Source organism: Thiomicrorhabdus cannonii, assembly GCF_013391695.1.
GTDB lineage: Bacteria > Pseudomonadota > Gammaproteobacteria > Thiomicrospirales > Thiomicrospiraceae > Thiomicrorhabdus > Thiomicrorhabdus cannonii.
In genome coordinates, this window is record NZ_JACBGH010000001.1 from 635,562 (window position 1) to 660,165 (window position 24,604).

General features: G+C 55.1%; 25 protein-coding genes. 10 read left to right on the top strand and 15 right to left on the bottom strand.

The features are described from left to right. Positions 1 to 4: 4 nt before the first annotated feature. From glgC to hldE, 4 genes are all read right to left on the bottom strand, one after another. The gene (gene glgC, locus HZ297_RS03000; protein ID WP_178861485.1) at positions 5 to 1,273 is read right to left on the bottom strand and encodes a glucose-1-phosphate adenylyltransferase; all 1,269 of its coding nucleotides are present in this window, start codon (positions 1,271 to 1,273) and stop codon (positions 5 to 7) included. 385 nt (positions 1,274 to 1,658) lie between these two features. Next, entirely contained in the window at positions 1,659 to 2,798 is a 1,140-nt protein-coding gene (locus tag HZ297_RS03005; RefSeq protein ID WP_178861486.1) for a glucokinase, read from the bottom strand. 64 nt (positions 2,799 to 2,862) lie between these two features. Beyond that, positions 2,863 to 3,462: a D-sedoheptulose-7-phosphate isomerase gene (locus HZ297_RS03010; protein ID WP_178861487.1), complete on the bottom strand. Its 600-nt coding sequence runs from the start codon at positions 3,460 to 3,462 to the stop codon at positions 2,863 to 2,865. Between the two features lie 27 nt (positions 3,463 to 3,489). Continuing rightward, positions 3,490 to 4,929 carry a bifunctional D-glycero-beta-D-manno-heptose-7-phosphate kinase/D-glycero-beta-D-manno-heptose 1-phosphate adenylyltransferase HldE gene (gene hldE, locus HZ297_RS03015; RefSeq protein WP_178861488.1) on the bottom strand — a complete coding sequence of 480 codons (1,440 nt, stop codon included), beginning with the start codon at positions 4,927 to 4,929 and terminating at the stop codon, positions 3,490 to 3,492. A gap of 139 nt (positions 4,930 to 5,068) precedes the next feature. Here hldE and HZ297_RS03020 point away from each other — a divergent pair, with 139 nt between their 5' ends. The 3 genes from HZ297_RS03020 to HZ297_RS03030 are packed head-to-tail and all read left to right on the top strand — an operon-like array spanning position 5,069 to position 8,030. Beyond that, positions 5,069 to 5,731, top strand: a complete 663-nt coding sequence (locus tag HZ297_RS03020) for an acyloxyacyl hydrolase (RefSeq protein WP_178861489.1) — start codon at positions 5,069 to 5,071, stop codon at positions 5,729 to 5,731. A 24-nt stretch (positions 5,732 to 5,755) separates the two neighbouring features. Continuing rightward, positions 5,756 to 6,697, top strand: coding sequence for a KpsF/GutQ family sugar-phosphate isomerase (locus HZ297_RS03025; RefSeq protein ID WP_178861490.1), 942 nt, complete (start codon positions 5,756 to 5,758; stop codon positions 6,695 to 6,697). 13 nt (positions 6,698 to 6,710) lie between these two features. Continuing rightward, positions 6,711 to 8,030 (top strand): 3-deoxy-D-manno-octulosonic acid transferase, encoded by a 1,320-nt coding sequence (locus HZ297_RS03030; RefSeq protein WP_178861491.1) that lies wholly within the window; start codon positions 6,711 to 6,713, stop codon positions 8,028 to 8,030. A gap of 1 nt (position 8,031) precedes the next feature. Here HZ297_RS03030 and HZ297_RS03035 read toward each other — a convergent pair whose 3' ends face one another. After that, on the bottom strand, positions 8,032 to 9,192 hold the full coding sequence (locus HZ297_RS03035) for an NnrS family protein (RefSeq protein WP_178861492.1): 1,161 nt from the start codon (positions 9,190 to 9,192) through the stop codon (positions 8,032 to 8,034). 97 nt (positions 9,193 to 9,289) lie between these two features. On the opposite strand from HZ297_RS03035, the gene HZ297_RS03040 reads away from it, so the two are divergent. Continuing rightward, positions 9,290 to 9,769 carry an RrF2 family transcriptional regulator gene (locus tag HZ297_RS03040; RefSeq protein WP_178861493.1) on the top strand — a complete coding sequence of 160 codons (480 nt, stop codon included), beginning with the start codon at positions 9,290 to 9,292 and terminating at the stop codon, positions 9,767 to 9,769. 62 nt (positions 9,770 to 9,831) lie between these two features. On the opposite strand, the gene HZ297_RS03045 is transcribed toward HZ297_RS03040, so the two are convergent. The 7 genes from HZ297_RS03045 to HZ297_RS03075 form a co-directional block, all read right to left on the bottom strand. Beyond that, positions 9,832 to 10,422, bottom strand: coding sequence for a YqhA family protein (locus tag HZ297_RS03045; protein WP_178861494.1), 591 nt, complete (start codon positions 10,420 to 10,422; stop codon positions 9,832 to 9,834). 28 nt (positions 10,423 to 10,450) lie between these two features. After that, positions 10,451 to 10,987: an ATP-dependent protease subunit HslV gene (gene hslV / locus HZ297_RS03050; RefSeq protein ID WP_178861495.1), complete on the bottom strand. Its 537-nt coding sequence runs from the start codon at positions 10,985 to 10,987 to the stop codon at positions 10,451 to 10,453. 87 nt (positions 10,988 to 11,074) lie between these two features. Further along, positions 11,075 to 11,614, bottom strand: coding sequence for a type II secretion system protein (locus tag HZ297_RS03055; protein ID WP_178861496.1), 540 nt, complete (start codon positions 11,612 to 11,614; stop codon positions 11,075 to 11,077). 104 nt (positions 11,615 to 11,718) lie between these two features. After that, a complete protein-coding gene (locus HZ297_RS03060; protein ID WP_178861497.1) occupies positions 11,719 to 12,690 on the bottom strand; it encodes a tyrosine recombinase XerC in 972 nt (323 codons plus the stop codon). 8 nt (positions 12,691 to 12,698) lie between these two features. Continuing rightward, positions 12,699 to 13,376, bottom strand: a complete 678-nt coding sequence (locus tag HZ297_RS03065; RefSeq protein ID WP_178861498.1) for a DUF484 family protein — start codon at positions 13,374 to 13,376, stop codon at positions 12,699 to 12,701. 4 nt (positions 13,377 to 13,380) lie between these two features. Beyond that, positions 13,381 to 14,217, bottom strand: a complete 837-nt coding sequence (gene dapF / locus HZ297_RS03070) for a diaminopimelate epimerase (RefSeq protein WP_178861499.1) — start codon at positions 14,215 to 14,217, stop codon at positions 13,381 to 13,383. Beyond that, entirely contained in the window at positions 14,208 to 14,402 is a 195-nt protein-coding gene (locus HZ297_RS03075) for a hypothetical protein (protein WP_178861500.1), read from the bottom strand. Before HZ297_RS03075 ends, dapF begins: the two co-directional genes overlap by 10 nt. Between HZ297_RS03075 and hslU the strand changes: the two genes are divergently transcribed. Genes hslU through HZ297_RS03105 form a run of 6 tightly spaced genes read left to right on the top strand, consistent with a single transcriptional unit; the run spans position 14,401 to position 19,764 of the window. Beyond that, positions 14,401 to 15,720 carry an ATP-dependent protease ATPase subunit HslU gene (hslU, locus tag HZ297_RS03080; protein WP_178861501.1) on the top strand — a complete coding sequence of 440 codons (1,320 nt, stop codon included), beginning with the start codon at positions 14,401 to 14,403 and terminating at the stop codon, positions 15,718 to 15,720. The two genes, HZ297_RS03075 and hslU, sit on opposite strands and share 2 nt — an antisense overlap. 22 nt (positions 15,721 to 15,742) lie before the next feature. Continuing rightward, complete coding sequence (locus HZ297_RS03085; protein ID WP_178861502.1) at positions 15,743 to 16,129, top strand: gamma-butyrobetaine hydroxylase family protein; 387 nt, start codon at positions 15,743 to 15,745, stop codon at positions 16,127 to 16,129. A gap of 37 nt (positions 16,130 to 16,166) precedes the next feature. After that, positions 16,167 to 16,919 (top strand): bifunctional demethylmenaquinone methyltransferase/2-methoxy-6-polyprenyl-1,4-benzoquinol methylase UbiE, encoded by a 753-nt coding sequence (gene ubiE, locus HZ297_RS03090; RefSeq protein WP_178861503.1) that lies wholly within the window; start codon positions 16,167 to 16,169, stop codon positions 16,917 to 16,919. A 10-nt stretch (positions 16,920 to 16,929) separates the two neighbouring features. After that, positions 16,930 to 17,547, top strand: a complete 618-nt coding sequence (locus HZ297_RS03095; protein ID WP_178861504.1) for a ubiquinone biosynthesis accessory factor UbiJ — start codon at positions 16,930 to 16,932, stop codon at positions 17,545 to 17,547. Positions 17,548 to 17,572: 25 nt separating this feature from the next. Next, complete coding sequence (ubiB, locus tag HZ297_RS03100; protein WP_178861505.1) at positions 17,573 to 19,186, top strand: ubiquinone biosynthesis regulatory protein kinase UbiB; 1,614 nt, start codon at positions 17,573 to 17,575, stop codon at positions 19,184 to 19,186. A 41-nt stretch (positions 19,187 to 19,227) separates the two neighbouring features. Then, entirely contained in the window at positions 19,228 to 19,764 is a 537-nt protein-coding gene (locus HZ297_RS03105) for a thioredoxin family protein (protein ID WP_178861506.1), read from the top strand. Between the two features lie 202 nt (positions 19,765 to 19,966). Here HZ297_RS03105 and HZ297_RS03110 read toward each other — a convergent pair whose 3' ends face one another. From HZ297_RS03110 to HZ297_RS03120, 3 genes are all read right to left on the bottom strand, one after another. Further along, positions 19,967 to 21,985 carry a cache domain-containing protein gene (locus HZ297_RS03110; protein ID WP_178861507.1) on the bottom strand — a complete coding sequence of 673 codons (2,019 nt, stop codon included), beginning with the start codon at positions 21,983 to 21,985 and terminating at the stop codon, positions 19,967 to 19,969. A gap of 195 nt (positions 21,986 to 22,180) precedes the next feature. Then, positions 22,181 to 22,744, bottom strand: a complete 564-nt coding sequence (locus HZ297_RS03115) for a hypothetical protein (protein ID WP_178861508.1) — start codon at positions 22,742 to 22,744, stop codon at positions 22,181 to 22,183. Positions 22,745 to 22,765: 21 nt separating this feature from the next. After that, on the bottom strand, positions 22,766 to 24,604 hold a 1,839-nt coding region (locus HZ297_RS03120; RefSeq protein ID WP_218644509.1), incomplete at its 5' end, for a S8 family serine peptidase.

Genomic DNA, 24,604 nt, shown 5'->3' on the forward strand with positions numbered 1-24,604 from the left:
CTATTTAACGTACGGTATGCAGTTTTTGCCCGAGCATATCCGGCGTGACCAGCACAATGCCGGAACTCTCCTCCACATAAAAACGTTTGCGATCCTCTTCCGGGTCTTCGCCGATAATCGTCCCCGGCGGAATCACCGTGCCTTTATCGATCACCGCATTCTGAATACGACATCCGCGTCCCACTTCAACCCGCGGCAAGACCACCGAGTCCTTAATCAACGAGTAACTGTGAATCCGCGAACCGCTGGAGATGACCGAACGTTTGATACGCGCCCCGGAGATAATGCAGCCGCCGGCCACCAGCGAGTCGATCGCCTCCCCGCGCCGGCCTTCGTCGTCAAAGGTGAATTTGGCCGGCGGCATTTGCGCCTGATAGGTCCAGATCGGCCAGTCACGATCATAAAGATTCAGTTCCGGTTCAATGGAACACAGATCCATATTCGCTTTCCAGAAAGACTCGATTGTCCCCACGTCGCGCCAATAATGCGCCTCGTCCTTTTCATTAACAAACGGATAGGCACGTACATGCCAGTCCTTGATGACCGACGGGATAATATCCTTGCCGAAATCTCTGGAGGAGTTCGGATTATCATGGTCTTCAATCAGCTTTCTGTATAGGAACTCGGTTGAAAAAATATAAATCCCCATCGACGCCAATGCCTTATCGGGCTTGCCGGGCATAGGGTCGGGGTTGGCCGGCTTTTCGGTAAAACGCGTGATGCACAGATTCTCATCGACAGACATGACGCCAAAACCGGTGGCTTCCATGCGCGGCACTTCGATACAGGCGATCGTCACATCGGCGCCGGACGCAGCGTGCTGCACCAGCATTTTGCTGTAGTCCATCGAATAGATGTGATCCCCACCCAGCACCAATACATACTCCGGCGTATGACGGCGCATGATGTCCAGATTCTGATAGAGTGCGTCGGCGGTTCCCTGATACCACTCTTTATCGACACGCTGCTGCGCCGGCAAAAGCTCCACAAACTCTCCGACCTCATAACGCATGAAACTCCAGGCACGCTGGATATGACGAATCAACGAGTGTGACTTGTATTGCGTCAACACACCGATCTTACGAATCCCCGAATTGACGCAATTCGACAGCACAAAATCGACAATACGATATTTGCCGCCAAACGGCACCGCCGGTTTGGCGCGCCAGCGCGTCAATCCCTTTAACCGGCTGCCCTCGCCGCCGGCCAATACCAGCGCCAGGGTTTTACGCGTCAGCTCGGTGGCTGTCTTGGTTTCGCAATAATATTTCATGCTTTGTCTCCATCCCGCTGATTATTTTTTATGAGAGCTTTGCACGAGTGGGGAGCGAAAGAAAAATGAGGAAAAAATGGGCTGGTTGAGGCGGAAAACGCAGCTAATAGCGAGCTATTAGCAAGTTTTTCAACAAACAAAGAACTCGACGCCCGTAGGGGTAAGTCGAGAAAAAACAGACAGTTTTTAACCATTTTTATTCGTGTAGCCATCTCGTGCAAAGCTCTCTTTATGCTGCCATGCGGTCTTGTTCTGTCATGCACAGTGCATCCAAACCAAACCGACACAATGTTCTATCTTGCCATTTTTTTACGCCGTCAAAATGACTTATCCGCTAAAACCAACCCGATAATTGACGTAGCGCATGTTATGTTTGCGACAATACTCACGCCTTCATCCGCTGCAAATTAAACTGCATCGCGCCCCCCAAGCCCAGATTTTCATCCGTCACCAGAAACACCGGCCGGGATTCGACGATGCCCTGCATGCGGCCTTTTTCGAGATAAGCCTGCTGAAAATAGGGTTGGCGCATCCAGTGCTGAATCTTGACGGCAACGCCTCCCGCCAAATAGACGCCCTGCGGGGCGTTCCAAAAGAGTGCGGCCGCACCAACAAAAGCGCCGTAGATAGTCACAAACTCGGTCATCGCTTTGATGGCAATCGCATCCCCGCCGTCTGCCAACTGCTGAATCTGCGCGGCACTGACGTGTTTGAAAACCCTATCCGGGCGGTTCGCCGGACACTCCGGCATCAATTGAGCAATATCTGCACCCACTTCGCTATTTTGCGAACTTTTCAAGCGATTTTTTTGAAGCTTTTGTGACGCCGTCAGGCGATAGGAAGGAGGACAATCGAAACGGCAGAAAAACTCATACAGGGTTTCCAATCCCGGACCGGAAAGCACGCGTTCATAGGAAACGTGCTCGAAGCGCTGCCATAGCCAACGCAACAAACACTGCTGCGTCTCCGAGATGGGCGCAAAATCAAAATGGCCGCCCTCATGTGCCACAGGCAACGCCTTGACGCCATCAAAAAACACCGGCGCCACCCCCAGGCCGGTTCCCGCCCCCACCACCAGATAATGGCCATGAATATCACAGGGTGAATGTGGCGCGGTTTCGCCTGAAGGCGCTGCGGGCAACAATGTTTGAACAGTATTAGAGGACAAGCTGCTCACGCCCAGCGCCGCCGCATGAAAATCGTTGATGAAATGCACCTCTGAAAGTGAACAGGCCACCCCCAGTTCATCCGCATCCACCACCCAGGGGAGATTGGTGAGCTGCACGCGCCGCCCCAGCACCGGACCGGGCAAGCCGAAACAGGCTGAATCGATAGATTGGTGTAAAGGATTAAAGGAGAGAAGAAAGGTTTGGACAATCGCATCAAGCGATTCAAAATGTTGGCAGAGAAAACGCTGCTGACCAATAATACGAGTTTCGGCAGGCACATCACCGCGGGCAGGTTGGTACTCAATCAGCTGTAAGAGCGCTTTGGTGCCTCCGATATCCCCTGCCAGCAGTAACATAATCGCCTCCTAAAGCTGCCTGCTTGTATTCAAAGCCCGCTGCGGAAACGTCCTGCAGGACTGGCTACGATTGTCTATGCCGCTCCACATCATCCGTTTCCTCCGCATAAACCGAATCCAACCCCTCGCACAGCAGGTGACTGATGACGCTGTGCGCCTCTTGGGCACGCGCCGTTTCCAACGTATCCACCTGAAAGCAGACATCGGCCAGATCGGTCAACGGCCCCGCCGCGCCGCCGGTCATGGCCACACAATAACAACCGATCGCTTTGGCCGCCTCCACCGCCTTGATGACGTTGGCGCTTTTGCCTGATGTGGAAAGCGCAATCAACACATCCTCGGGCTTGGCCAAGCCCTCGACCTGGCGGGCAAACACCGTATCGAACGTATAGTCGTTGGAGTGCGCCGTTAAAATCGAGGTATCCGTCGTCAATGCCAGAGAAGCGATGGGCCGGCGATTCCGGACGTAACGCACCATCAACTCCGCCGCCATATGCTGCGCGTCGGCCGCACTGCCGCCGTTACCCAACCAGAGCACCTTGCCGCCGCTTTCCACCGATTGCACAACGCGGTTCAACACCTTTTCAATTTTGTCGGCCTGCGCCATCACGGAATCGATGGCACGCTGGTGTTCGGCAAGAGCATGGCTAAAATTAATTTTCATAAACGGCTGTGAGTGACTCTAAAGGGGTTATTCGGCGTCTGCCTGTTCAAGGCGCTGCGCCTCCTGAATACGTTCAACAATATTGGTGGTCGAGAAGCCGTCCCAGAAAGACAAAACCTCAACCTGCCCCCCATTTTGCCAAACGCACTGCGCGCCGGCAATCTGTTCGGGCAGATAATCACCGCCTTTCACCAACACATCGGGTTTGAGCTTGCAGATCACGCGCTCCGGCGTCTGCTCATTGAAAGGCACCACCCAGTCGACACAACTCAATGCCGAGAGCAATTCCATGCGCCCCTGCAACGGCACAATCGGCCGGCTCGGCCCCTTCAGCATCTGCACCGATTCGTCGGAGTTGACCGCCACAATCAGACGCTCACCCAGCTTGGCCGCTTCGTTCAGATAACGCACATGGCCGCTGTGCAGGATATCGAAGCAGCCGTTGGTCATGACCACGCGCTCGCCGTTCTGCTGCGCCAGCTGCACCAGCTCCAGCAGTTCGTCCTCGTTCATGGCCACGTAACCCTGATGGCGCATCGACGCCTTGATCGCCTCGTCCAACTCGGCCTTGCTGACGGTGGAGGTGCCCACTTTGCGCACCACAATGCTCGCCGCCTGATTCGCCAGATGCACCGCATTCTGCAGACTCATGCCGCTGGCATAAGCCGTGGCCAGCGCCGCCATCACGGTGTCGCCGGCACCGGTGACGTCAAACACCTCCTGCGCCTGCGATTTGAGCAGATACGGTTTTTCACCGCGTTTGACCAACGCCATACCGTGCTCGCTGCGCGTCACCAGCAGCGCCTGCAAATCCAGTTCGTCCAGTAAACTGTTCGCCTTTTCAACCAGCACGTCGCTGTCGGCACAAGCCCCGACAATCGCCTCGAATTCGCCCTGATTGGGTTTGATCAGCGTAGCCCCCGCGTAACGTCGGAAATCGATGCCTTTAGGATCAATCAACACCGGCACATTTTCGGCACGCGCCGCCGCAATCATCTGCTCGACAAACTGCAAGGCGCCCTTCGCATAGTCGGAAATGACCAAGGCATCATAGTGTGCGACCTGACTGGCCACCAACTCCGCCAACTGCTGTGCGGCTTGCGGTTCGGACGTTTCTTCAAAATCCATACGGATCAGCTGCTGATGATGGCTCAGCACCCGCAACTTGCAGATGGTACCCTTGGCAGACAGCGCCCAATCGGTAGACACGCCCGCCTGCACCAACAAATCCTGCAACTGCTGCGCATAAAGGTCTTCGCCCACCACGCCCAACAGATGCGCCTTGGCGCCCAAGGCGGCGATATTCAGCGCCACGTTGGCGGCACCGCCGGCACGCACCTCTTGATGGGCCACCTTCACCACCGGCACCGGCGCTTCCGGGGAAATACGGCCGGCACGCCCGGTCCAATACTGGTCGAGCATCACATCGCCCACCACCAAAATTCTTGTCTGCGAAAAATCGTGCATAAAACTGTCTAAGCTTAAATTCCAAAAAAGCGGAGGATTAATACCGATCCAATCAACGCCGATATTGGGCAGCTTATCCGTCCCCATCGGCATTTAAATCGTATAGAATATGGCGACTAGTTTATCAGGAAAGCGCCTTATGCACAGTTTGAAAAAGGTTTTTTATTTCGCCGCCATCGCCCCTTTAAGCCTGGCACTGATGGCTGCCAGCCCGGCTGCACAAGCAGGCAAATCGAACAACGATCCCATGACGCTGGCGATTGCCGGTTCCATTCTCTCCTTCGGCATGGCCTGTTACCAGGGCAAAGCGCCGTGTTCACTGGATCCGGGCATCGATACCGACCTATTGACCTTGAGTTACGACCAGGGTGCGGACAACACCATCGATCATTTCCGCATCGCCCTCGGTGCCGACTGGAAAGAGAAGTTCTACCAGTCCGGTAACTTTGAAATCGGCGGCCGCTGGGAAGTCAACGCCAACTACTGGCATTCCACGCTGGCAAACCCGGATAACAAAGAGGGGTATATGTTCGGCATCACGCCGGTTTTCCAATACATCTACAAGCTTTCATCGCTTGACCTTTACATGGAAACCGGCGCCGGATTGCAATTTCTAAATGACCCGACCATCGAAAACGAATTCAAATCGACCCAATTCCAATTCGGCGACATTTTCGGAATGGGCATCAAGACCAAACAGTTCGAGCTGGGTTACCGCTATCTGCACGTTTCCAACGCCGGCATCGAAATACCGAACCCCGGCACCGACTTCCACAACCTGTACCTGGGTTATCGTTTCTAAGCCTTATTAACACGGAATGAACGCATGTCACTAGATTACCAAGCCATCGCCAAACGCGTTTTGGACATTGAAGCCGATGCGGTACTGCACCTTAAATCGCTACTGGATGAAAACTTCAACGGCAGTGTTGACGCCATTCTCAAAGCCCAAGGGCGCGTGGTCATCTGTGGCATGGGCAAATCGGGACTGATCGGCAAGAAAATCATGGCCACCTTCGCCAGCACCGGCACACCGTGCTTTTTCATGCATCCCGGCGAGGCTTTTCATGGCGACCTGGGCATGGTCACTCCCGACGATGTTTTTCTGGCACTCTCCAACTCCGGCGAAACCGAAGAGGTTATCCGCCTGCTGCCGTTTCTGAAAGACAACGGCAATGTCGTCATCTCCATGACCGGCCGCCCTCATTCGACCCTGGCCAAAAACGCCGATTTCCACCTGAATATCGCCGTACCGCAAGAGGCCTGTCCGCATCAGCTGGCACCCACCTCTTCCACCACCGCGACTTTGGTCATGGGGGACGCTTTGGCCGTCGCGCTGATGGAAGCGCGCGGTTTCCAACCGCACGATTTCGCCCGCTTCCATCCGGGCGGCAGCCTGGGCCGCAAACTGCTGACCCGCGTCAAACACGAAATGAAATCCGCCAATTTGCCGCTGATCAGCGCCAGCGCCTCGATGCCCGAAGTGATTCACAGCATGAATGAAGGCCGCTTGGGATTGTGCATCGTCGATAACGGCCAAGGCATTATTACCGACGGCGACCTGCGCCGTCACATGGAAAAAGATGCCGCCGGCCTGATGAGCAAGCGTGCTGCCGACATTATGGGCACCGCGCCCAAAACGATCGACGCCGACGCCACGCTGAGCGCCGCTGAAGAGATGATGAATCAGCACAAAATCACCTCCTTGCTGGTCACCGAAAACGGCGCTTTGGCCGGCGTGATTCAGATTTACGACTTAAACAGCTAAGCCTCTACTTGTCATGCGTCTTAGCGTTTACCGCCTGCTGACCACCCTGACCCTGCCGCTGATCGCCTGGTCGGGCTGGAAACGCTGCAAAAAACATGAGGCGCAACGCCAAACCCAACCCGGCCTGCCCGAAATCCCGCACTGCTTTGCCGCGCGCTTCGGCCGCAATCCGGCCGCGTTGGCAAAGGGCGGCATCTGGATTCACGCGGTGTCGGTTGGCGAAACCCGCTCGATTTTTCCGCTGCTGTCCGCGCTTAAACAACGTTACCCTAATCTGCCGATTACCGTCACCAGCGGCTCGACACAAGGTGCCATTCAGGCACTGCGTTTTTCGCCGGTACCGATTCAGCATCAGATGATTCCCTACGACTTCAACTTTGCGGTGAGCCGTTTTCTGCGCCAGATCGAGCCCAAACTGGTGATTATGATCGAAACCGAAATCTGGCCCAACCTCTACCAGGCCTGTTCGGATTTACAGATTCCGCTAGTGCTCGCCAACGCCCGCTTAAAAGAGAAATCGTTTGATGCCTACCGCAAATGGGGTGGCAAAATGCTCCAGGATGCCCTCAATCAAACCCGCTTTATCGCCGCCCAGTTTCCGGTGGATGCCGAACATTTCAAGGCACTGGGCGCCTCCACCGACAAGATCAAGGTGCTCGGCAATCTCAAATTCGACTTGGAAATCCCAACAGGCCGGGTAGCTGACGCACAGCAGTGGAAACAGGAGAACGGACTGACGGATCGCTTTATCTGGGCGGCCGCCAGCACGCATGCCGACCCGCAGGGCGGGCAGAGCGAAGAACAGCTCCTGCTGGAAGCGCATCGCGAACTGCTTAAAACCCAGCCGGATGCGCTCCTGATTCTGGTGCCGCGTCACGCCGACCGCTTTGAAGCGGTGGCGCAACAACTGCAACAATCGGGGCTGCAATCGGCGCAACGCAGCCAACTCCAACCGGTTGCGGCGGACACCCAGGTTTATCTGGCGGACACGGTCGGCGAGCTGATGCTGTGGTTTGCCGCCTGCAACGCCGCATTTGTCGGCGGCAGTCTGGTGCCTTTCGGCGGCCACAATATTCTCGAACCCGCTGCACTGCACAAACCGGTCATCTCCGGGCCGCATTTTGCCAACCTCAAAGCGCTGTTCGACACCTTTATCGAAGAAGATGCGCTGACCTTATGCGCCACGCCGCAAGCATTGGCGGCACATCTGCTCGAACTGAACAACCATCCCGAAAAACAGCAGGAGCTGGGCGAACGCGCCTATTGCGTCTTTGCCAAACAAAGCGGCGCGCTGGAGCGCCTGATGCACGAACTAGCCGGTTTGCTCCACTAATCTACAGACGGATGCCGTGCGCTTTGACCGGCGCCGGTCGCGTCAATATCGGCCAGTAAAGCACACTCAGCCACATAAACGCCAAGACCCAGCCCCACTGCGCCACGCCGATCCACAAGGCGTAATGCGCCGCATCCCACCAGGGCAGAAAAATGCGCACCAGCGCCGTCAAGGCCAGCAGCACAAATACCCAAATCACCGTTTTAGGCGGCTCAAACACATTGCGCTGCGTATGCCCGAGTGCGATGCGCGCCAGTATGGCCGAACACAGCAGACCGATTCCGCCTGCAGCCAGCGCATGCAGCGCCACCGTCAACGGCACCTTGCCCAGACCGACGCCGGCAAACAGCGCCATACCGAGAATCATAAAGGCATAGGACAAATAAAGCGGCCACAACAGCACCACCTTCCAGATTCCCGGAAGATACCAGCGCCACAAGCGCCAGGCGTGCAATGCCGCCAGCAGCGCGGCAACCACGACCATTGGCCAGCCTGTCGGCCACCAAATAGCCAGCAGCATTAATACCAGAAAAGCAGCCACAACGCTGCCGTCGAGCCACTTGGACTGTTTAAAAGGCTCGAGTCGCAGCGCCCGCTTGGTGAAAAACGGCAGCAGACGACGCATCATGGTCAGATTGATGGCCAACACCAGAAACAGCCCCAGCAAGGTGCCGATATGCATGCCATGCTCTACCACGCCGAATGCTCCGCCATAAAAAACGCCGTTGGCGATCGCCAGCAACAGAAACTTGGCCGCCAAGCCGAGCTGCGGCCAGAGTTTCTGGCGCCACACCGGCCACATAAAATGCGCAAACAGGCCGAGCGTAAAGGCACTATCCAAGACGGCAATCCATACCAGCGGCACATCCAGCAAAAACCCCAGACGTGCCCCCAGCCATAAACCAAACAGTACCGCCAAAGGCCAGCCCGAGGCCGAATTGCCGCCCGACCAGTTCATGACCGCGGTCAGCAGAAACCCCGTGACCGTGGCCAAGGCATAACCAAAGACCATCTCATGAGCGTGCCACTGCACGCCAGCCACACCGGACAGACCTTCTGCTGTCGGGTAAAGCCTCCACCATGCCAGCATGGCCACCACGGCAAACAGCGCCGCTCCCATAAAAAAGGCGCGAAAGGCGCGCTCAAAGAAAAACCCCGGCATAGTCATCCCGCATTTGACCCGATAAAAGATTCATTCTATTTGAATCTTTGAAATCCAGTCAACTATAATGACACTTTAACCCCAAGCGGAACCGCTTATGCAACTGAGCAAACACACCGACTATGCCTTTCGCGTATTGATCTATTTAGGCATGCAGCCCGAGCAAAACGGCGCGCAAATCAAAGAGATCGCCGAACGCTACGACATCTCGCGCGCGCACCTGATGAAAGTGGTACAAAAGCTCGCGCAACACGGCTTTATTGACGCCAAACGCGGTCAGGGAGGCGGTATTAAACCCAACAGGCCGGCTCACCACATCAACTGCCGGGAGGTCATCGAAACCATGGAGGCCGTGCTCACCCCCATCAACTGCCAAACGCCGCCCTGCCTGATTCGCGGCGAATGCCGTCTGGCCGGCTACCTGCACGCCGCCCAACAGGCCTTTCTGACACAGATGCAACACTATACTTTAGCCGACTTGCTGACGCCTGCACTGCAGACACCGCTGCAAACACCGCTCCATGAAGTCAGATTTGATTCAAACGCCAATAACAGCAGACCCGCTGGCGGGAAATAAAAAACGCCGGACGAAGCCGGCGTTTTTTGCATGATTTAACAGAAGACTCTGTTGACGGAAAATTAGTGGTGGCTATAGGCCTTATGCGACAGAAACAACGCCAACGCCACCAGCATAATCGCCAAGGAGTAATACAGCAACTCCAGCGGGCCGGTCGGTTTCAGGAAAATCGCCTGCTCGAAGAACATCACCACCAGAATCATCAGAATCACTTTGGCCAGTTTGTCTTTCAAATCATCCAGCGAGTTGATCATCAGAATCTTGCTGGAGCTATTGCCGGCCGCCAGATCGATCTTGGAAATGAACAGTTCATACAGACCCAACGAGAAGATCAGCATAATCGCCCCCAGCAAAAAGCCATCGACCGAGCCAACCACGTGTGCCACCGTCTGCGCTTTCAACGTGGCGCGATCGGCATCACCCAACTCGTGATAATGGGTCAAATGGGCGATGGTGTAAAACACATCGACCGAGGTGGTGTAGAAAATCGCAAAGGCGGTCAGCAAACTGGCGACAACCGCCACCATCACCACAAAACGGCTATTCCAAAGCACACGCTCCAGCGTACTTTCAAAAAAGCCCTGCTTGACCGGTTCACACACAAATTGCGTGCCGTTGAGTTCCACTTCTTTTTCTTGTTGCGGACTTGCCATCAGCTTTTCCTCACTTTTAAGACACCTATCAGGCGTTCAGACTTTCAATCGTAAAATTATGATTTGTGTAGATGCACAGATCAGCGGCCACGGTCAGCGCCTTTTCGACGATCTGCAGCGCGCTTAAATCGGTGTTGTCCATCAACGCCTGGGCGGCGGCATGGGCGTAATTGCCGCCGGAGCCGATGGCGATAAAATCGTGCTGCGGTTCGATCACATCGCCGGTGCCGGAAATCAGCAACATATTGTCCTTGTCGGCCACCAGCATCATCGCCTCCAACTTGCGCAAGGCGCGATCGGTACGCCAGTCCTTGGCCATCTCCACCGCCGCACGCATCAATTGGCCATTATGAGACTGCAAACGCCCCTCAAAACGCTCAAACAAGGTAAAGGCATCGGCCGTCGCCCCGGCAAAACCGGCCAGAATCTGACCGTTGTAAAGACGACGCACCTTGCGGGCGTTGCCTTTCATGACCACATGACCCAACGTCACCTGGCCGTCACCGCCGATCACCATTTCGCCATTGCGTTTGGCGCATAAAATCGTTGTACCGTGAAATGACATCTTCATTCCTTAGCTGTTTTAAATCTGCCCGCTATTCTATCTGAAAACGCCCTGCGAAACGAGGCCAACAAAGCTAACGGCCGATTTTTAGGAAAGCAGCATGCACAATTGCGAGCCGTTGAGTGTGTATTTAACATCCCCTGAGGAGCGGCCGGCATCGTCCAGCCGCAACTCTATCGAGCGCGCCAACTCCACATCAATATCGGTAATGCAGAGCTGGTTGCGGCCGGCAATCAGTCCATAGTTGGCGCCGCTGCCGCCGCCCCAGGTGGCTTTGAAAGCACTGCCGATTCCCGGCTCCAACACTAGAGTCTGCGTAAACCCGGAACGATACAGGTCGTAAAAAAGGCCTTCCGTCGAGTTTTGCAGGGTCGATAAAACCGTTTTGAAACGTCCCGGATGCGCGGCATCTTCGCCCGGCAAGTGCCCGTAGCGGTCTTTGTAGAGGAGAAAAGCGCTATGCAACCCTTTCATGGTTCTGAGGTCGCGCTGCAACCTGGCGTTATCGATAAAGGCGATGCCTTTCAACAGGACGGTGATGAGCATCCCCAGAATCACGAGTCCCACCGCCAACTCGACCACGGTATAACCTTGCTGACGGACAGCGTGACATCGGCAATTTAACATCGGAAACCTCCGTCGCTAAATGCGAAAAGACAAAATAAGACATATTGCTTAATAAGCGTATTTACGCACTATAATCCGTAAGCAGTTAAAAATAAAGCAAAACGTTAATCGCGTTTTTTGGCGCGGGGATGCGCCTGGTCGTAGACTTGGGCGAGATGCTGCAGATCGAGCTTGGTGTAGATTTGTGTGGTGGACAGATTGGCGTGGCCGAGCATCTCCTGCACGGCGCGCAGGTCGCCGCTGGATTCGAGCACATGGGTGGCGCAGGCGTGACGCAGGCGGTGCGGCGACATCTTGGTAGGCAACCCGGCCTGTTGAGTTTTTTTGTCGAGCCGAAGCTGGATGCTGCGCACCCCCAAACGGTTGCCGTGGCGATTCACAAACACCGCCTGTTCATCGGCCTGGGCGACATCGGCGCGGATTTTCAGCCAAGCCTGCAAGGCCGCTTGCGCTTTACTGCCGACCGGTGCGAGCCGCACCTTCTGGCCTTTACCCAAGACGCGCACCCAGCCGGCGTGCAGCTGGTCCAGCCCGGGGCTTAAGTCGAGGCCGGCACATTCCGATACACGCAATCCGGCCGAATAGAGCAGTTCAAACACCGCCTGGTCGCGCACGTCCTGCCAGGTTGCCAGCGGCTGCTCCAACAGGGTTTGGGTCAAATCCACATCCAGACTTTTCGGCAAGGGTTGCGGCTGTTTGGGGGCTTTGACGCCTTTGGCGGGATTTTTCAGCACCCGCTCCGCCTCCAGCAGAAAATCATAGAAACTGCGCAAGGCGGAAAGCTGGCGCGCCAGCGTGCGCGGACAGATGCCTTGTTTGACGCGAAAACTCAGAAAAGCACGCACCGCCTGCGAATCGATAGCCTGCCAATCACGGAATTCCGCCACGGACCCGGCCTGTTGAGTTTTTTCTGGGCCATGTTCGCCCAACAGATAAAAGTGTAGAAAATCGTGCAGATCACGCCCGTAGTTTAATTGGGTGTGCGGCGAACGGTTCTGGCGGCGCAACTCGGTTACAAACGCCCGGATATCGGCATTATCCGTACAAGAAGAGTCTGACGGCGCGCGCTTACTCATCGCTCGGTTCAACGGACAAACAGATGGCTCAAACGCGCGGTGATCATTTCGGCCATGATTCGGAGAAAATAGGTGCCCAGATTGGGATGGAAACGGTCGGTGCTGCTGCCCAGCGCCAACACCCCCCAAACGCGGTCTTCGCCCAGCGGCAAGAGACAGACCGAATGCATCGGCTTGTCGGTATGGAACAGCCCTTTCTGCCAGTGGTCTTCCAGCAGCCCGCAGGCCGGCTCCTCGGGACGCAGAGTGCCTTTGAGGGTTTCCGCCCAGGTCTGGCTGATGCCCAGTTGCATCATGCCGTGCAGGCTGATGGCCGGCATTTCCCAGGTCACCAGCGAAACCTCTTCCACATCAAAACGCTGCTGCATCTCTTGAATAATGCAGTCCACCGCCGCCTGCTCGCCACGGCTCGCCATCAGCGCCTTGGTAAATTCCTTGACCTTGTTGAGCAACTGGCCGTTTTCGCCGGCGATATTAATCAGCGTATCGACTTCCACCTGCAACTCGTCGCGCTGCTTGCGCAGCTGGTAGATCTGGCGCTCCAGCAAAGAGACGGCGCGGCCGGTTTCCGGATGCGGGATGCTCAACTCGTCGAGCAGATTGGGAAATACATGAAAGAACTCGCGGTTGCGGTTCAAGAAATTAGCCACGTCCTCTTCATGGATATCGTTCAACAGGCTCGACATACACTCACTCCTCCGGCAACTCGCCTTCAAAAACCGTTACCGCCGGGCCGCTCATCCACACCGGCGCATCGCGCTCACCGTTCCAGGCGATTTTCAGATCGCCGCCCGGCAGGGACACCGTGACCTCGTCGGCCACCTCGCCCCAGTTGCGGTACACCACCATCGCCGCACAAGCGCCGGTGCCGCACGCCAGGGTCTCCGCCGCGCCGCGTTCATAGACGCGCAGTTTGATGTGGTTGGCATTCAGACGCTCGGCAAAGCCGACATTGACGCGCTCCGGAAACGCCCGGTGCGATTCGATGGCTGCGCCGATTTTGTCAACCGGCGCACGGCCGATATCGGCCACACGCAGCACCGCATGCGGGTTGCCCATCGACACGGCGCCGATTTCAAACTCTTCGCCCAACACGTCCAACGCGTAATGTTCCCGCTCGGCGGGCATGGTAAACGGCAAACTTTGCGGATGGAAATTGGGCGCGCCCATATTGACGCGAATCCAGCCGTTCTCCTCGACATACAGCACAATAATGCCGGAGGCGGTTTCCACGGTGATTTCGGTCTTGTCGGTCAGCCCTTTGTCATACACGAATTTGGCGAAACAGCGCGCGCCGTTGCCGCACTGCTGCACTTCGGAGCCGTCGGCGTTGAAAATGCGGTAACGGAAATCCACATTCGGCGTCGAGGTCGCTTCCACCACCAGCAGCTGGTCAAAACCGATCCCGAAATGACGGTCCGCCCAGGCACGCACCCGCTGCGTCTGCAAGTCGAGCGACTGATTGATCGCATCAATCACCATAAAATCGTTACCCAAGCCGTGCATTTTGGTGAACTTTAGGCCCATTTCCGCGTTTTCCTTGTGTGTTCAGGGTTTAAAACGACAAATCTATCACGCGCACAGGGAATACGCAAACGCCGCCAATTTGCTTTATAATGCCTGCATTCTTTATTTTTTAATTGTTTTGTAGCAAGCCCGCCAGATACCGGGGCTTTGTTTTTGAAAAAACCAGCAGGATTCGATGTTGCCATGATGACGCCTAAAGAGATTGTTCACGCTCTGGACACCCACATTGTCGGCCAAAGCGACGCCAAACGCGCCGTTGCCATTGCATTGCGCAACCGTTGGCGCCGCGCCCAACTCAGCGAAGAGTTGCGCCACGAAGTCACCCCCAAAAACATCCTGATGATCGGCCCGACCGGCGTGGGCAAAACCGAAATCGCGCGGCGTTTGGCCAAACTCGCCAACGCCCCTTTCCTGAAGATTGAAGCGACCAAATTCACCGAAGTCGGTTATGTGGGCCGCGACGTCGATTCGATTATCCGCGACCTGATGGAAAGCGCCATCAAAATGACACGCGAACAAGCCATGCAGCGCGTGCAGCGCCAGGCCGAAGATGCCGCCGAGGAACGTATTTTGGACATCCTGCTGCCGCCGGCGCGCGGCCGCGAAGCCGATAGCTACGACAACATGGCCGACACCCGCCAGAAATTCCGCAAGCGTCTGCGCGAGGGCGATCTGGACAACAAAGAGATCGAAGTCAATGTCAGCGCCGCACCGGCGCAGGTGGAGATTCTCGGCGCACCCGGTCTGGAGGAGATGACCCAGCAGCTGCAAGGCCTGTTCGAGGGCATGAACCAAGGCAAAAAAGAGAAGCGCAAAATGCCGATCAAACAAGCCTTGAAAGCGCTGACCGAAGAGGAAGCGCAACGCCTCATCAGCGACGAGGACATCAAATCGCAGGCCATCGAAGCGGTCGAACAGCACGGCATCGTCTTTATCGACGAGATCGACAAGGTCGCCAAACGCCAGGAAACCAGCGGCGGCGATGTCTCGCGCGAAGGCGTGCAGCGCGACCTGCTGCCGTTAATTGAAGGCTGCACCGTTTCCACCAAATACGGCATGATCAAAACCGACCATATTCTGTTCATCGCCTCGGGCGCTTTCCATCTGACCAAGCCGTCCGACCTGATTCCGGAGCTGCAGGGCCGTCTGCCGATTCGCGTGGAACTGCAATCGCTTAAAGTGGAGGATTTCGTGCGCATCCTCACCGAGCCGAAAGCCGCTTTGACCACGCAGGCGATTGAACTGCTGAAAACCGAAGGGGTCAGTCTGAACTTTACCGAAGGCGGCATCCAGCGTCTGGCGGAGATCGCCTATCAGGTCAACGAAACCACCGAAAACATCGGCGCGCGCCGCCTGCATACGGTGCTGGAACGCCTGCTGGAGGATATTTCGTTTGAGGCCGCCGACATGCGCGGCGCCCATGTCGAAATCACCCCGCAGTTTGTCGAGGAACGTTTGGGGCAGCTGGCGCAGAACCAGGATCTGTCGCAATACATTTTGTAAGCGGTTCATAAAAGATAACACCATGCCCCACCCGACCGACATAAAACTGCACCAACTCTCGCGCAAGCTGGAAATCGCCTTCGACAACGGCGAACGCTTTGAATTGCCGTGCGAATACCTGCGCGTCTATTCGCAGTCGGCCGAAGTGACCGGCCATGCGCCGGGGCAGGAAGTGCTGCAGGTCGGCAAGCAAAACGTCAATATCGACGACATCACGCCGGTGGGCAATTACGCCATCAAGCTGCATTTTGACGACGGCCACGACACCGGCCTCTACACCTGGGAACGCCTGTACGACCTGGGCAAACATTACGACCGATACTGGGTGGACTATCTGCGCCGCCTGATGCGCGCCGGTCACGACCACGCCGATTTGCAGGCGCTCAAAAACCAAAGCGGCCAACGTTAATAGATGGCTAACACAAAGCTAAAAAGAGGCTAACAAGATGAATCAATCCAAAAAAACCATCGATTTCGGCTTTAGTGAAGTGCCGCTGGAGGAGAAGGTCAAACGCGTCAAAGGCGTGTTCGATTCGGTCGCCGGCAAATACGACGTGATGAACGATGTGATGTCGCTCGGCATCCACCGCCTGTGGAAACGTCATACCATCGAACTGAGCGGCGTGCGCCCCGGGCAAACCGTGCTCGATCTGGCCGGCGGCACCGGCGATCTGACCAAAGCCTTTGCCAAACGCGTCGGCAAGAGTGGCCGCGTGGTGCTGGCCGACATCAACGAAAGCATGGTACGTGTCGGCCGCGACCGCCTGATCAACGAAGGCATTGCCGGCAATGTGGAGTACACCATCACCAATGCCGAGGCGTTGGCGTTTCCCGACAACACCTTCGATTTGGCCACCATCGCCTTTGGGCTTCGCAATGTCACCAACAAAGACAAGGCGCTGGCCGAACTGTATCGCGTTTTGAAACCGGGCGGGCAACTGATGGTGCTGGAATTTTCCAAAGTGACCCAGCCGCTGCTGGCCAAAGCCTACGACTTCTACTCCTTTAATATCCTGCCGAAAATGGGCAAGCTGATTGCCGACGACGAGGCAAGTTACCAGTACCTGGCCGAATCGATCCGCATGCATCCCGATCAGGATACCTTGAAGCAGATGATGCTGGATGCCGGTTTCGACAAGGCCGACTACCTCAATATGAATGAAGGCATCGTCGCCCTGCACCGCGGCTGGAAATATTGAGGACGCCGCCATGCCGCATACTACCCCTCAAACACCCGGCCTGTTCAGTTTAAGTTTGTCGAAAACCGTCGAATTCGCGCTCAATCAGGCTTTGCGCCTGGACGAAGCGCAGGGTGCCGCGTTCAAGGATTTTGAAGACAAAACCTTTGCCGTGACGTTCACCGATTTAGGGTTGACGCTTTATCTTTTTTTCACCAGCTACGGTGTCAATGTGCAGAACGCCTTGCAGGGCGAGGCGGATGCGCGGATCGAAACCGATCTGCCTTCGCTGTTGGGTCTGCGGGAAACGGGGCGCTTAAGCCGCGTGACCCTGCATGGCGACGTGCCTTTGGCCGAAGCGCTGATTGATGCGCTGACGAGTATCGAAATCGACTGGGAAGAACACCTCTCCCACTACACCGGCGATTTGATCGCCTTCAAAGTCGGCCATGCGACCCGCTCGGCCATGGCCGCCACCCAGGCCGCCAAACGGCAGGCCGGCGAAACCCTTAAAGAATACCTGCAGTTCGAACTGGAAGTGCTGCCGACGGCGTCCCAGCTGCAACGTTTCGGAGACTCGGTGCAACGCACGCAGGCGGCGGTCGACGCCATCGAAACCCGCGTGCAGGCTCTGCTCGACCGATTGTAATCCCATCCATTCACAGACCGCATTCATGAATCTACTGAGACAACTTTTCCGCATTATCAAAATCAACCGCGTGCTGACGCACTACCAGATCGACAAGCTGGTGCTGGCGCACACCAAGTTCGCCTGGCTGATTGTCGTCAACCAGCTGCTGCCGTGGAACTGGCGCGCCAAGTCGCAGGCGGAGCGCGGCGAACGCATCCGTCTGGCGTTGGAGGAGTTGGGGCCGATTTTCATCAAACTCGGTCAGGCGCTTTCCACCCGTAAAGACCTATTACCCTACGATATTTCCGTCGAACTCGCCAAACTGCAGGACGACTGCCCGCCGTTTGACGAAACCCACTCCAAACAACTGATTGAAGAGGCGCTGAAAAAACCGGTGGAAGAGGCCTTTGCCAGCTTCGACCCGGTGCCGATGGCCTCCGCCTCCATCGCCCAGGTGCATGCCGCCACGCTGCACACCGGCACCGACGTGGTGGTCAAAGTGGTGCGCCCGGACATCAAACCGGTCATCGAGCAGGATGTGGCGATTATGTTCTCGCTGGCCAAGCTGCTGGAAACAGCGGTCAAGGAGTCGCGCCGCCTGCATCCGGTGGAAGTGGTGGCCGAATTCGAGAAGACTATTCTGGATGAGTTGGACATGATGCGCGAGGCCGCCAATGCCGCACAATTGCGCCGCAACTTCGAGGGTTCCGATTTGCTCTATGTGCCGGAAGTTTACTGGAGCCATACCAACGACAACGTCATGACGATGGAGCGCATCTACGGCATCCGCATCAGTGACACCGAAAAACTGATTGAAGCCGGCGTGGACCTGAAAGACCTGTCCGCCAAGGGCGTGGTGATTTTCTTCACCCAGGTGTTCAAACATAACTTCTTCCATGCCGACATGCACCCGGGCAATATCTTCGTGCTGCCCGACGGGCGTTATGCGGCCATCGACTTCGGCATCATGGGTACGCTGACGCCGGAAGACCAACGCTATCTGGCGGAAAACTTCCTCGCTTTCTTCAACCGCGACTATCTGCGCGTCTCCGAACTGCATATCGAATCGGAATGGGTGCCGTCTGATACCCGCGTCAATGAACTGGAGTCGGCGATCCGTTCGGTGTGCGAGCCGATCTGGGACCGCCCGTTGAAAGAGATCTCCTTCGGCCTGTTTTTAATGCGCCTGTTCCAGACGGCACGCCGCTTCGGCATGGAGGTGCAGCCGCAACTGGTGTTGCTGCAAAAAACCCTGCTGAACATTGAAGGTTTGGGGCGCCAACTGGATGACGAACTGGATTTGTGGGATACCGCCAAACCGTTCCTGGAAGACTGGATGCAGGAGCGTGTCGGCTTCAAGAGCCTCATCAAGAACGTCAAGGCCAACCTGCCCTACTGGATCGAACAGGCCCCGCAACTTCCCGGATTGTTGCACAATTCCCTGAACCGAATCGCGCATAATGGACTGCAGGTGCAATCGACGCAGATCACCGCGCTGCAAACGGAAATCCAAACCCAGAACCGCCAGCAGCGCCAGCGCGCCATCGGGCTTGCGCTGATTCTGCTGGGATTGTTTTTGCCGCTCGATTTGGTCTACAGCGGTTGGACGCAAATCGCCTTGCTGGCTGCCGGCGGTTATTTTATTATCAAAAAATAGCGGCAACCGCGCCCCTTTAACTTGCGCGCCAAGGAGTTCGCATGAAACCATTCAAAAACGCTTTTTTGCCTGTTGTGTTGAGCTTGACGCTACTTGGCAGCCTCAACTCGGCGCGCGCCGGGGAGATTCTGCCGCTGGCGGTCGATTTGCAAAAGGCCGGTGCGGTGGCCGCGGAGCATCAGGTACCGGTGGTCATCTTTTTCACCGCCACCTGGTGCAATTACTGCAAGAAGCTGGAGCAGAATATTCTCAACCCGTTACTGGAAACCACCGACATGGAGTCGTATGCGGAATTCAGTCAAGTGGTCATGGACCAGGCGCACTGGATGATGAAAGACTTTGACGGACGCCCGGTTGAGATGAAGGATTACGCCCAGACCAAAGGCGTGGTGGTTGCGCCGACCACGCTGTTTTTCAACAGCAAAGGCGAACAGATTGCCGAGCCGATTCTGGGCTTGACGCTGGAGGAACACTATCCGGGGCACCTGGAAAAACGCATCAACCAGGCATTGGAAAAACTCGGCAACCCGAAACGCATCGATATTTACAAGATGGTGGACGAGAGCAAAGGCTTGTAAGTCTGGCGATTTCCCTTAAAAATTTCCGATAAAAACTGAACAGGCCGGGTTGAGAGTTCACCACAGAGGCACAGAGACACAGAGACACAGAGGATTTAGACTGGGTAAACACTTAAACCTTAAAAACTCTGTACCTCGGTGTTTCTGTGGTTCAATAAAAAATAAGAATTTAAATCGCGTCTTTAACCCGGCCTGTTGAGTTTTAGATGCCGGTAAATACCAGCGCGATCACGTCGTTGCTGTAGCCGTCGCCGTTTTTGTATTCACGGTAGCCTTCGCTGACCTTGTAGCCCACCAGATAAGGCTGGCCATTATCCTCCCAGTAGACCGTATCGTTTTTGCCGTTGGCCGCCTGCAGCACCTCTGCCGGCAAATTGAGCAGCGCACCCTTGGCAAAATGCGGCGAGGTTGAAGCTATCACTTTGCCGTTGCGATCCACAAAGGCGCTGAAGGTGGCTTCATTCAAGGCCGCATTGATGTATTTCGGCTGGGTATCGCGCAACATCGCGTCAAACTCCGGCGCGCTGTCAAACACCAGAGCGATGCCGCCGACATTGCGCTGCTCGTTTTCCCAGTCCTTGACTGCGGCATGGTAAACATAGGTGTAGTCGCCGTCATACAATTCGGTTTTGTCAAACTCGGACACCGCATATTTCTGGGTATCGGTGATGCCCAGACAACGGCTCGCATCCTTGGGCGACGGAATCACCGTGCCGATCAGCTCGCTCTGCGCCGGGCTGGATACGGCCAGAATCTTGCCGCGGCTGTCGTAAAGCAGGATATTGGTGTAGACGGTATACAACTTATTGATGTAACTGAGAATGTCGCACAACTTCTGCGTCTGCGCAGCGCTAAGCTCGCGGCCTTGATGGTGCTGGCTCAAAAGCTGCCTGAAGGTGCTGTTGAGCGCCCACCAGCGGCAGTCGTTGGCGCGCTCGTAAAGGTTGCGGTCCATGACCTCCACCGCCAAGGTCGCGCTGAAAGCGACTTTGCCCTGAATGGTTTTGACGAGCACGTTGTGAATATGGTGAATGAAACGCGCAAAAATCGCCTGAATGTCGATGCTGATGGTCTGGAAGTTATCCAACACCGGCAGAAAAGCCTTCACATCGCGCTTCAGCGAAATGATCTTGCCGTTCAGAATCACAATCAGCAGCAAGGTGCTGACCTTGAGGTTCATCTCTTCCAACGCCCCCAGATACAAAGGCGAATCCTTGGGAATGGTGACGTGCATCTCCTTCAAACTGGATTTGTCGCTGAAGGCGATCTGGTTGGGCACGGTCACGTAACCAAACCACGGCAAACCATAAAATCCCTGATAGCCGTTGGTCTTGGTCGCAAAATGCATATTCGCCCCCTGACGCTCCGGGCGTTTGAAACCCTGCGGCTTCACCTGCTGCTTGCCGATGGCGTGGTGCTGCAGATCATTGGACGCCAGGGTGCGCCCATGATCGTCCAACAACATAATCGCATAACCGTCGTTATCGGCATTGAGCGTTCGGAACAAGCGCTGCAACTCGTCTTCAAAATTGAAACTCAGACACAAAACGCCCACGGTGCGCAGCTGACCATGCAGTTGCGCCTGGATTTTCTTGGCATAAATCAGGCTGGTGGGCTTGTTGGGGAACAGATCGGAATGACGGTACACCTCAAGATAATCTTCTTCGGTGGCTAACGCCTCGCGAATCAGCGGATCATGGCTGTGGGTGACCGGATTATTCAAATCCAGTTTGGCCTTGACCTCCCCGTCGGGAGCAACCAGCAGAACATCGTCGTAAACACTGTATTTGGCCACATATTCAACGATGCGACGATAGATGAATTCGCGCTCGGCATCACTTACCTGCGACTTGGCCATAAACTCCACCAAATCATCATCGGTTGCCAAGAAGCCCACATCGGCGGTGCGCTCAAACAGGTTGCGAATCAGAATGTCGATAACCGCCTGAGCCTTTAAAATGACCTCGCTGCTCGCCTGGTTCAGATAGCGGCCGACCAGCTCTTCGATCATACGGTCACGCAGACTCTGGAACTCTTTCTGGGTATCGACAATCGAATCGAGTAACTGCGAATCCATATTCTCGTTATTGATCTTGCCGACCATCGCCACCGTGGTCCACCACAGATCCTGATGCTGCAGTTCCGCCAGATACTTTTTAACTTCCGGAAGATATTGAATGTATTCGTGTAAGGCTGATGAACTGGGATGCTGATTAAACATGGCCTATGGTATGCGCTATATAAATGGGTTAAGAGTCCAACCCATACAGCAAGCTACAGACCAACGAAGTCTTTTATGCTTTATAAACAGCCGTTTACCGATTAATGGCGGGCTAAGATGCATCATAAAAGCCCTCGGGCCCGCCCTGGAATTGTCCAAAATTGTTAAGCTGCACCAAAATAGTCCAACCTAGCATCAACGCAGGCGGTAACGCGGCTCGGCCAGCACCGGAACCGCAAACTGCACATCTTTGTCGCGATCCAAGCGTTCCAGCATCCGGTCGTACGACGTCACCCCGCTGACATCGAAAATCGCCGCGTTACCGCTCGGCAACAGCGTCAACAGCTTAAAGCCGTAACGTTCCGCCATCTTGTCGATATCGTTTTTCTGATACGTCTTGAGCATAAAACTCGAAGTAATCACCGCATTGCGCCCGGTGGATTGGTTTAACAATACAGGCACGAAATCAAACGTCTGATGAGCAACCACCTTTTGCACGGGTGCGCAGCTTTCTTTACCAAACCAGGCCTGTTCAGTTTGATAGATAAACCAACCGCCGCTGCGTTCCAGCAATGCCAAATGAAGCGTTTCGGGCAATTCTTCGGGAGACGTGAAACTCGCCACGCGCAGAGGCTGCACGCTGTAAACCGGCCCCGCCATTTTAGCGACCCACTGGCACGCCTCGGTAAAGGCAAATGCGGGATGAGCAAGCATCAACCCCATCAACCCGATCAAACCCGCTAAGAGTGTCTTTTTCATTTTGCCTCTCATCTTGTCACCTCAGTGCCCGTAAAACTTTAATGACCAACCCGTCAATTTGCCTTTGCCGACATCATGGATGCGGTTATCCGTGGCATTATCCACATCACGCACCATCAACGTCCATTCACCCTGCGTCGATTCACCATAAAAGGCATGGCTAATCAGCTTCAAATCCACCATATCATATCCCGATTGATAGGCATTAAACGGCGTCAGCACAATGCTTTCTGTACCATTGGGCGAACGCAATACAATCTGATAATCGCTCATATCGATTTTATTGGCCGCACTGTTGCCCGCCACCGCATTTAAATCATCGATGCTAATCACCAACTCCACGCTTTCAGCAATCAGATTATCCACCACAGTGACCTTAGCCGAAAGGCCAGCCGCATTGAAATCGGGGATCTCATTACTCGCGGGCACATTCCCAGTCATCTCAGTGGTTTCCTGCATGGCCGGCAAATGCGTATTATTGGCTTTCCAATCCAATGCCATTTGAATCGCATTATTGGTATGAGGCGCACCAAAACCGTAGGCATTACTGTAATGGTGGCCGGCCGCATTTGTGACCCAACCTTGCTCCAATATCACTGGCACAGCGCCGATTGTCATGGTTTTAGCCGCTAAATGCGGATCCAAGTGCCTTGCTGTGGTCGCCAGAATATGCTTAACATCCCGCCAGGTCAGCTCCGGATTAGCCTGCAATAAAAGCGCACCTATACCGCTCATTACCGGCGTGGCGGACGAGGTACCGTTAAACGCAGAAAAGTAGTTGCACTGCTCATTATCCGAACCCGCTTCTCCACTATTAAAGTCCGAATTAAAGGGCAGCTGATTAAAAGGATAATCGGTCGATTGATTCTGGCTATAACCATAAGCACAGCTGCTCATATCCGTGGTAATCAAAGCCGGCTTATTGACACCATACTCGCCTGCCGGCCCCACCATCCACAAAGCCGAGCCGGTATTGGCATAACTGGCACGCGTATCGTCCGCATTGAATCCGCCGATAACCATTTGATAGGGCGTCACGTTTTCGTTTTCCATATTGACGTTGTAACACGTCACTTCATGTTCGATCGCCTGCTGACACCAATCCGCAGTAAATGCCTTGCCGCCTTTATATTCGTTTCCGCCAGCCTTGAAGTACAAGGCTCCCTTGCCGCCGCGCAGAACGTCCGTGCCGTTTTTTAAACCCGCAATAATTTCAGACGTATAAAAAGCGGTTTCATTGGTGCCCTGATACGGATTGCGTCCGTAACTCATATTGAAAACGTCTATATTTTCACTGTAAAGCCCGGAATAATTCGCAACGGAATTGGCATAACCGATTGCCGCCAGCTCCATATCCATATCGAAACCGGAAGAACCTTCTCCCTCATAAAGCAGGTTATAACCGACCAATTCGGCACTGGGCGCCACTCCCCAAATTCCCGCCTCATTGCCCCCGCGTGCCCCTAAAAGACCACTGACGGCCGTGCCATGATAACCTTCAGGATTATCTATACTGACTGGCGGCGTTGGATCATGCACTCCTTTACCATTACTGAAGAAATTATAGGAAGCGTTATTAAGCACATTGGACGACAGATCGGGATGGGCAATTTCCAAACCATTGTCAATCACCGCGACTTGAACCCCGTCACCAGTCAAGCCTTTTGCGTAAGTCTCTGCTTGCGTAGACGCACTATCAAAAACGCGGATATCGGCATGCTCACCCGAACTATTAAGCGCACCTCCCGCATTGCTGAAGGCGGCCTGTCCACTATTAAACAGATACCACTGGTGTGCCACAAAGGGATCGTTAATCGCTGAGATCACTACATCCGATGCAGGATTGGCGGTAGCCGGAGA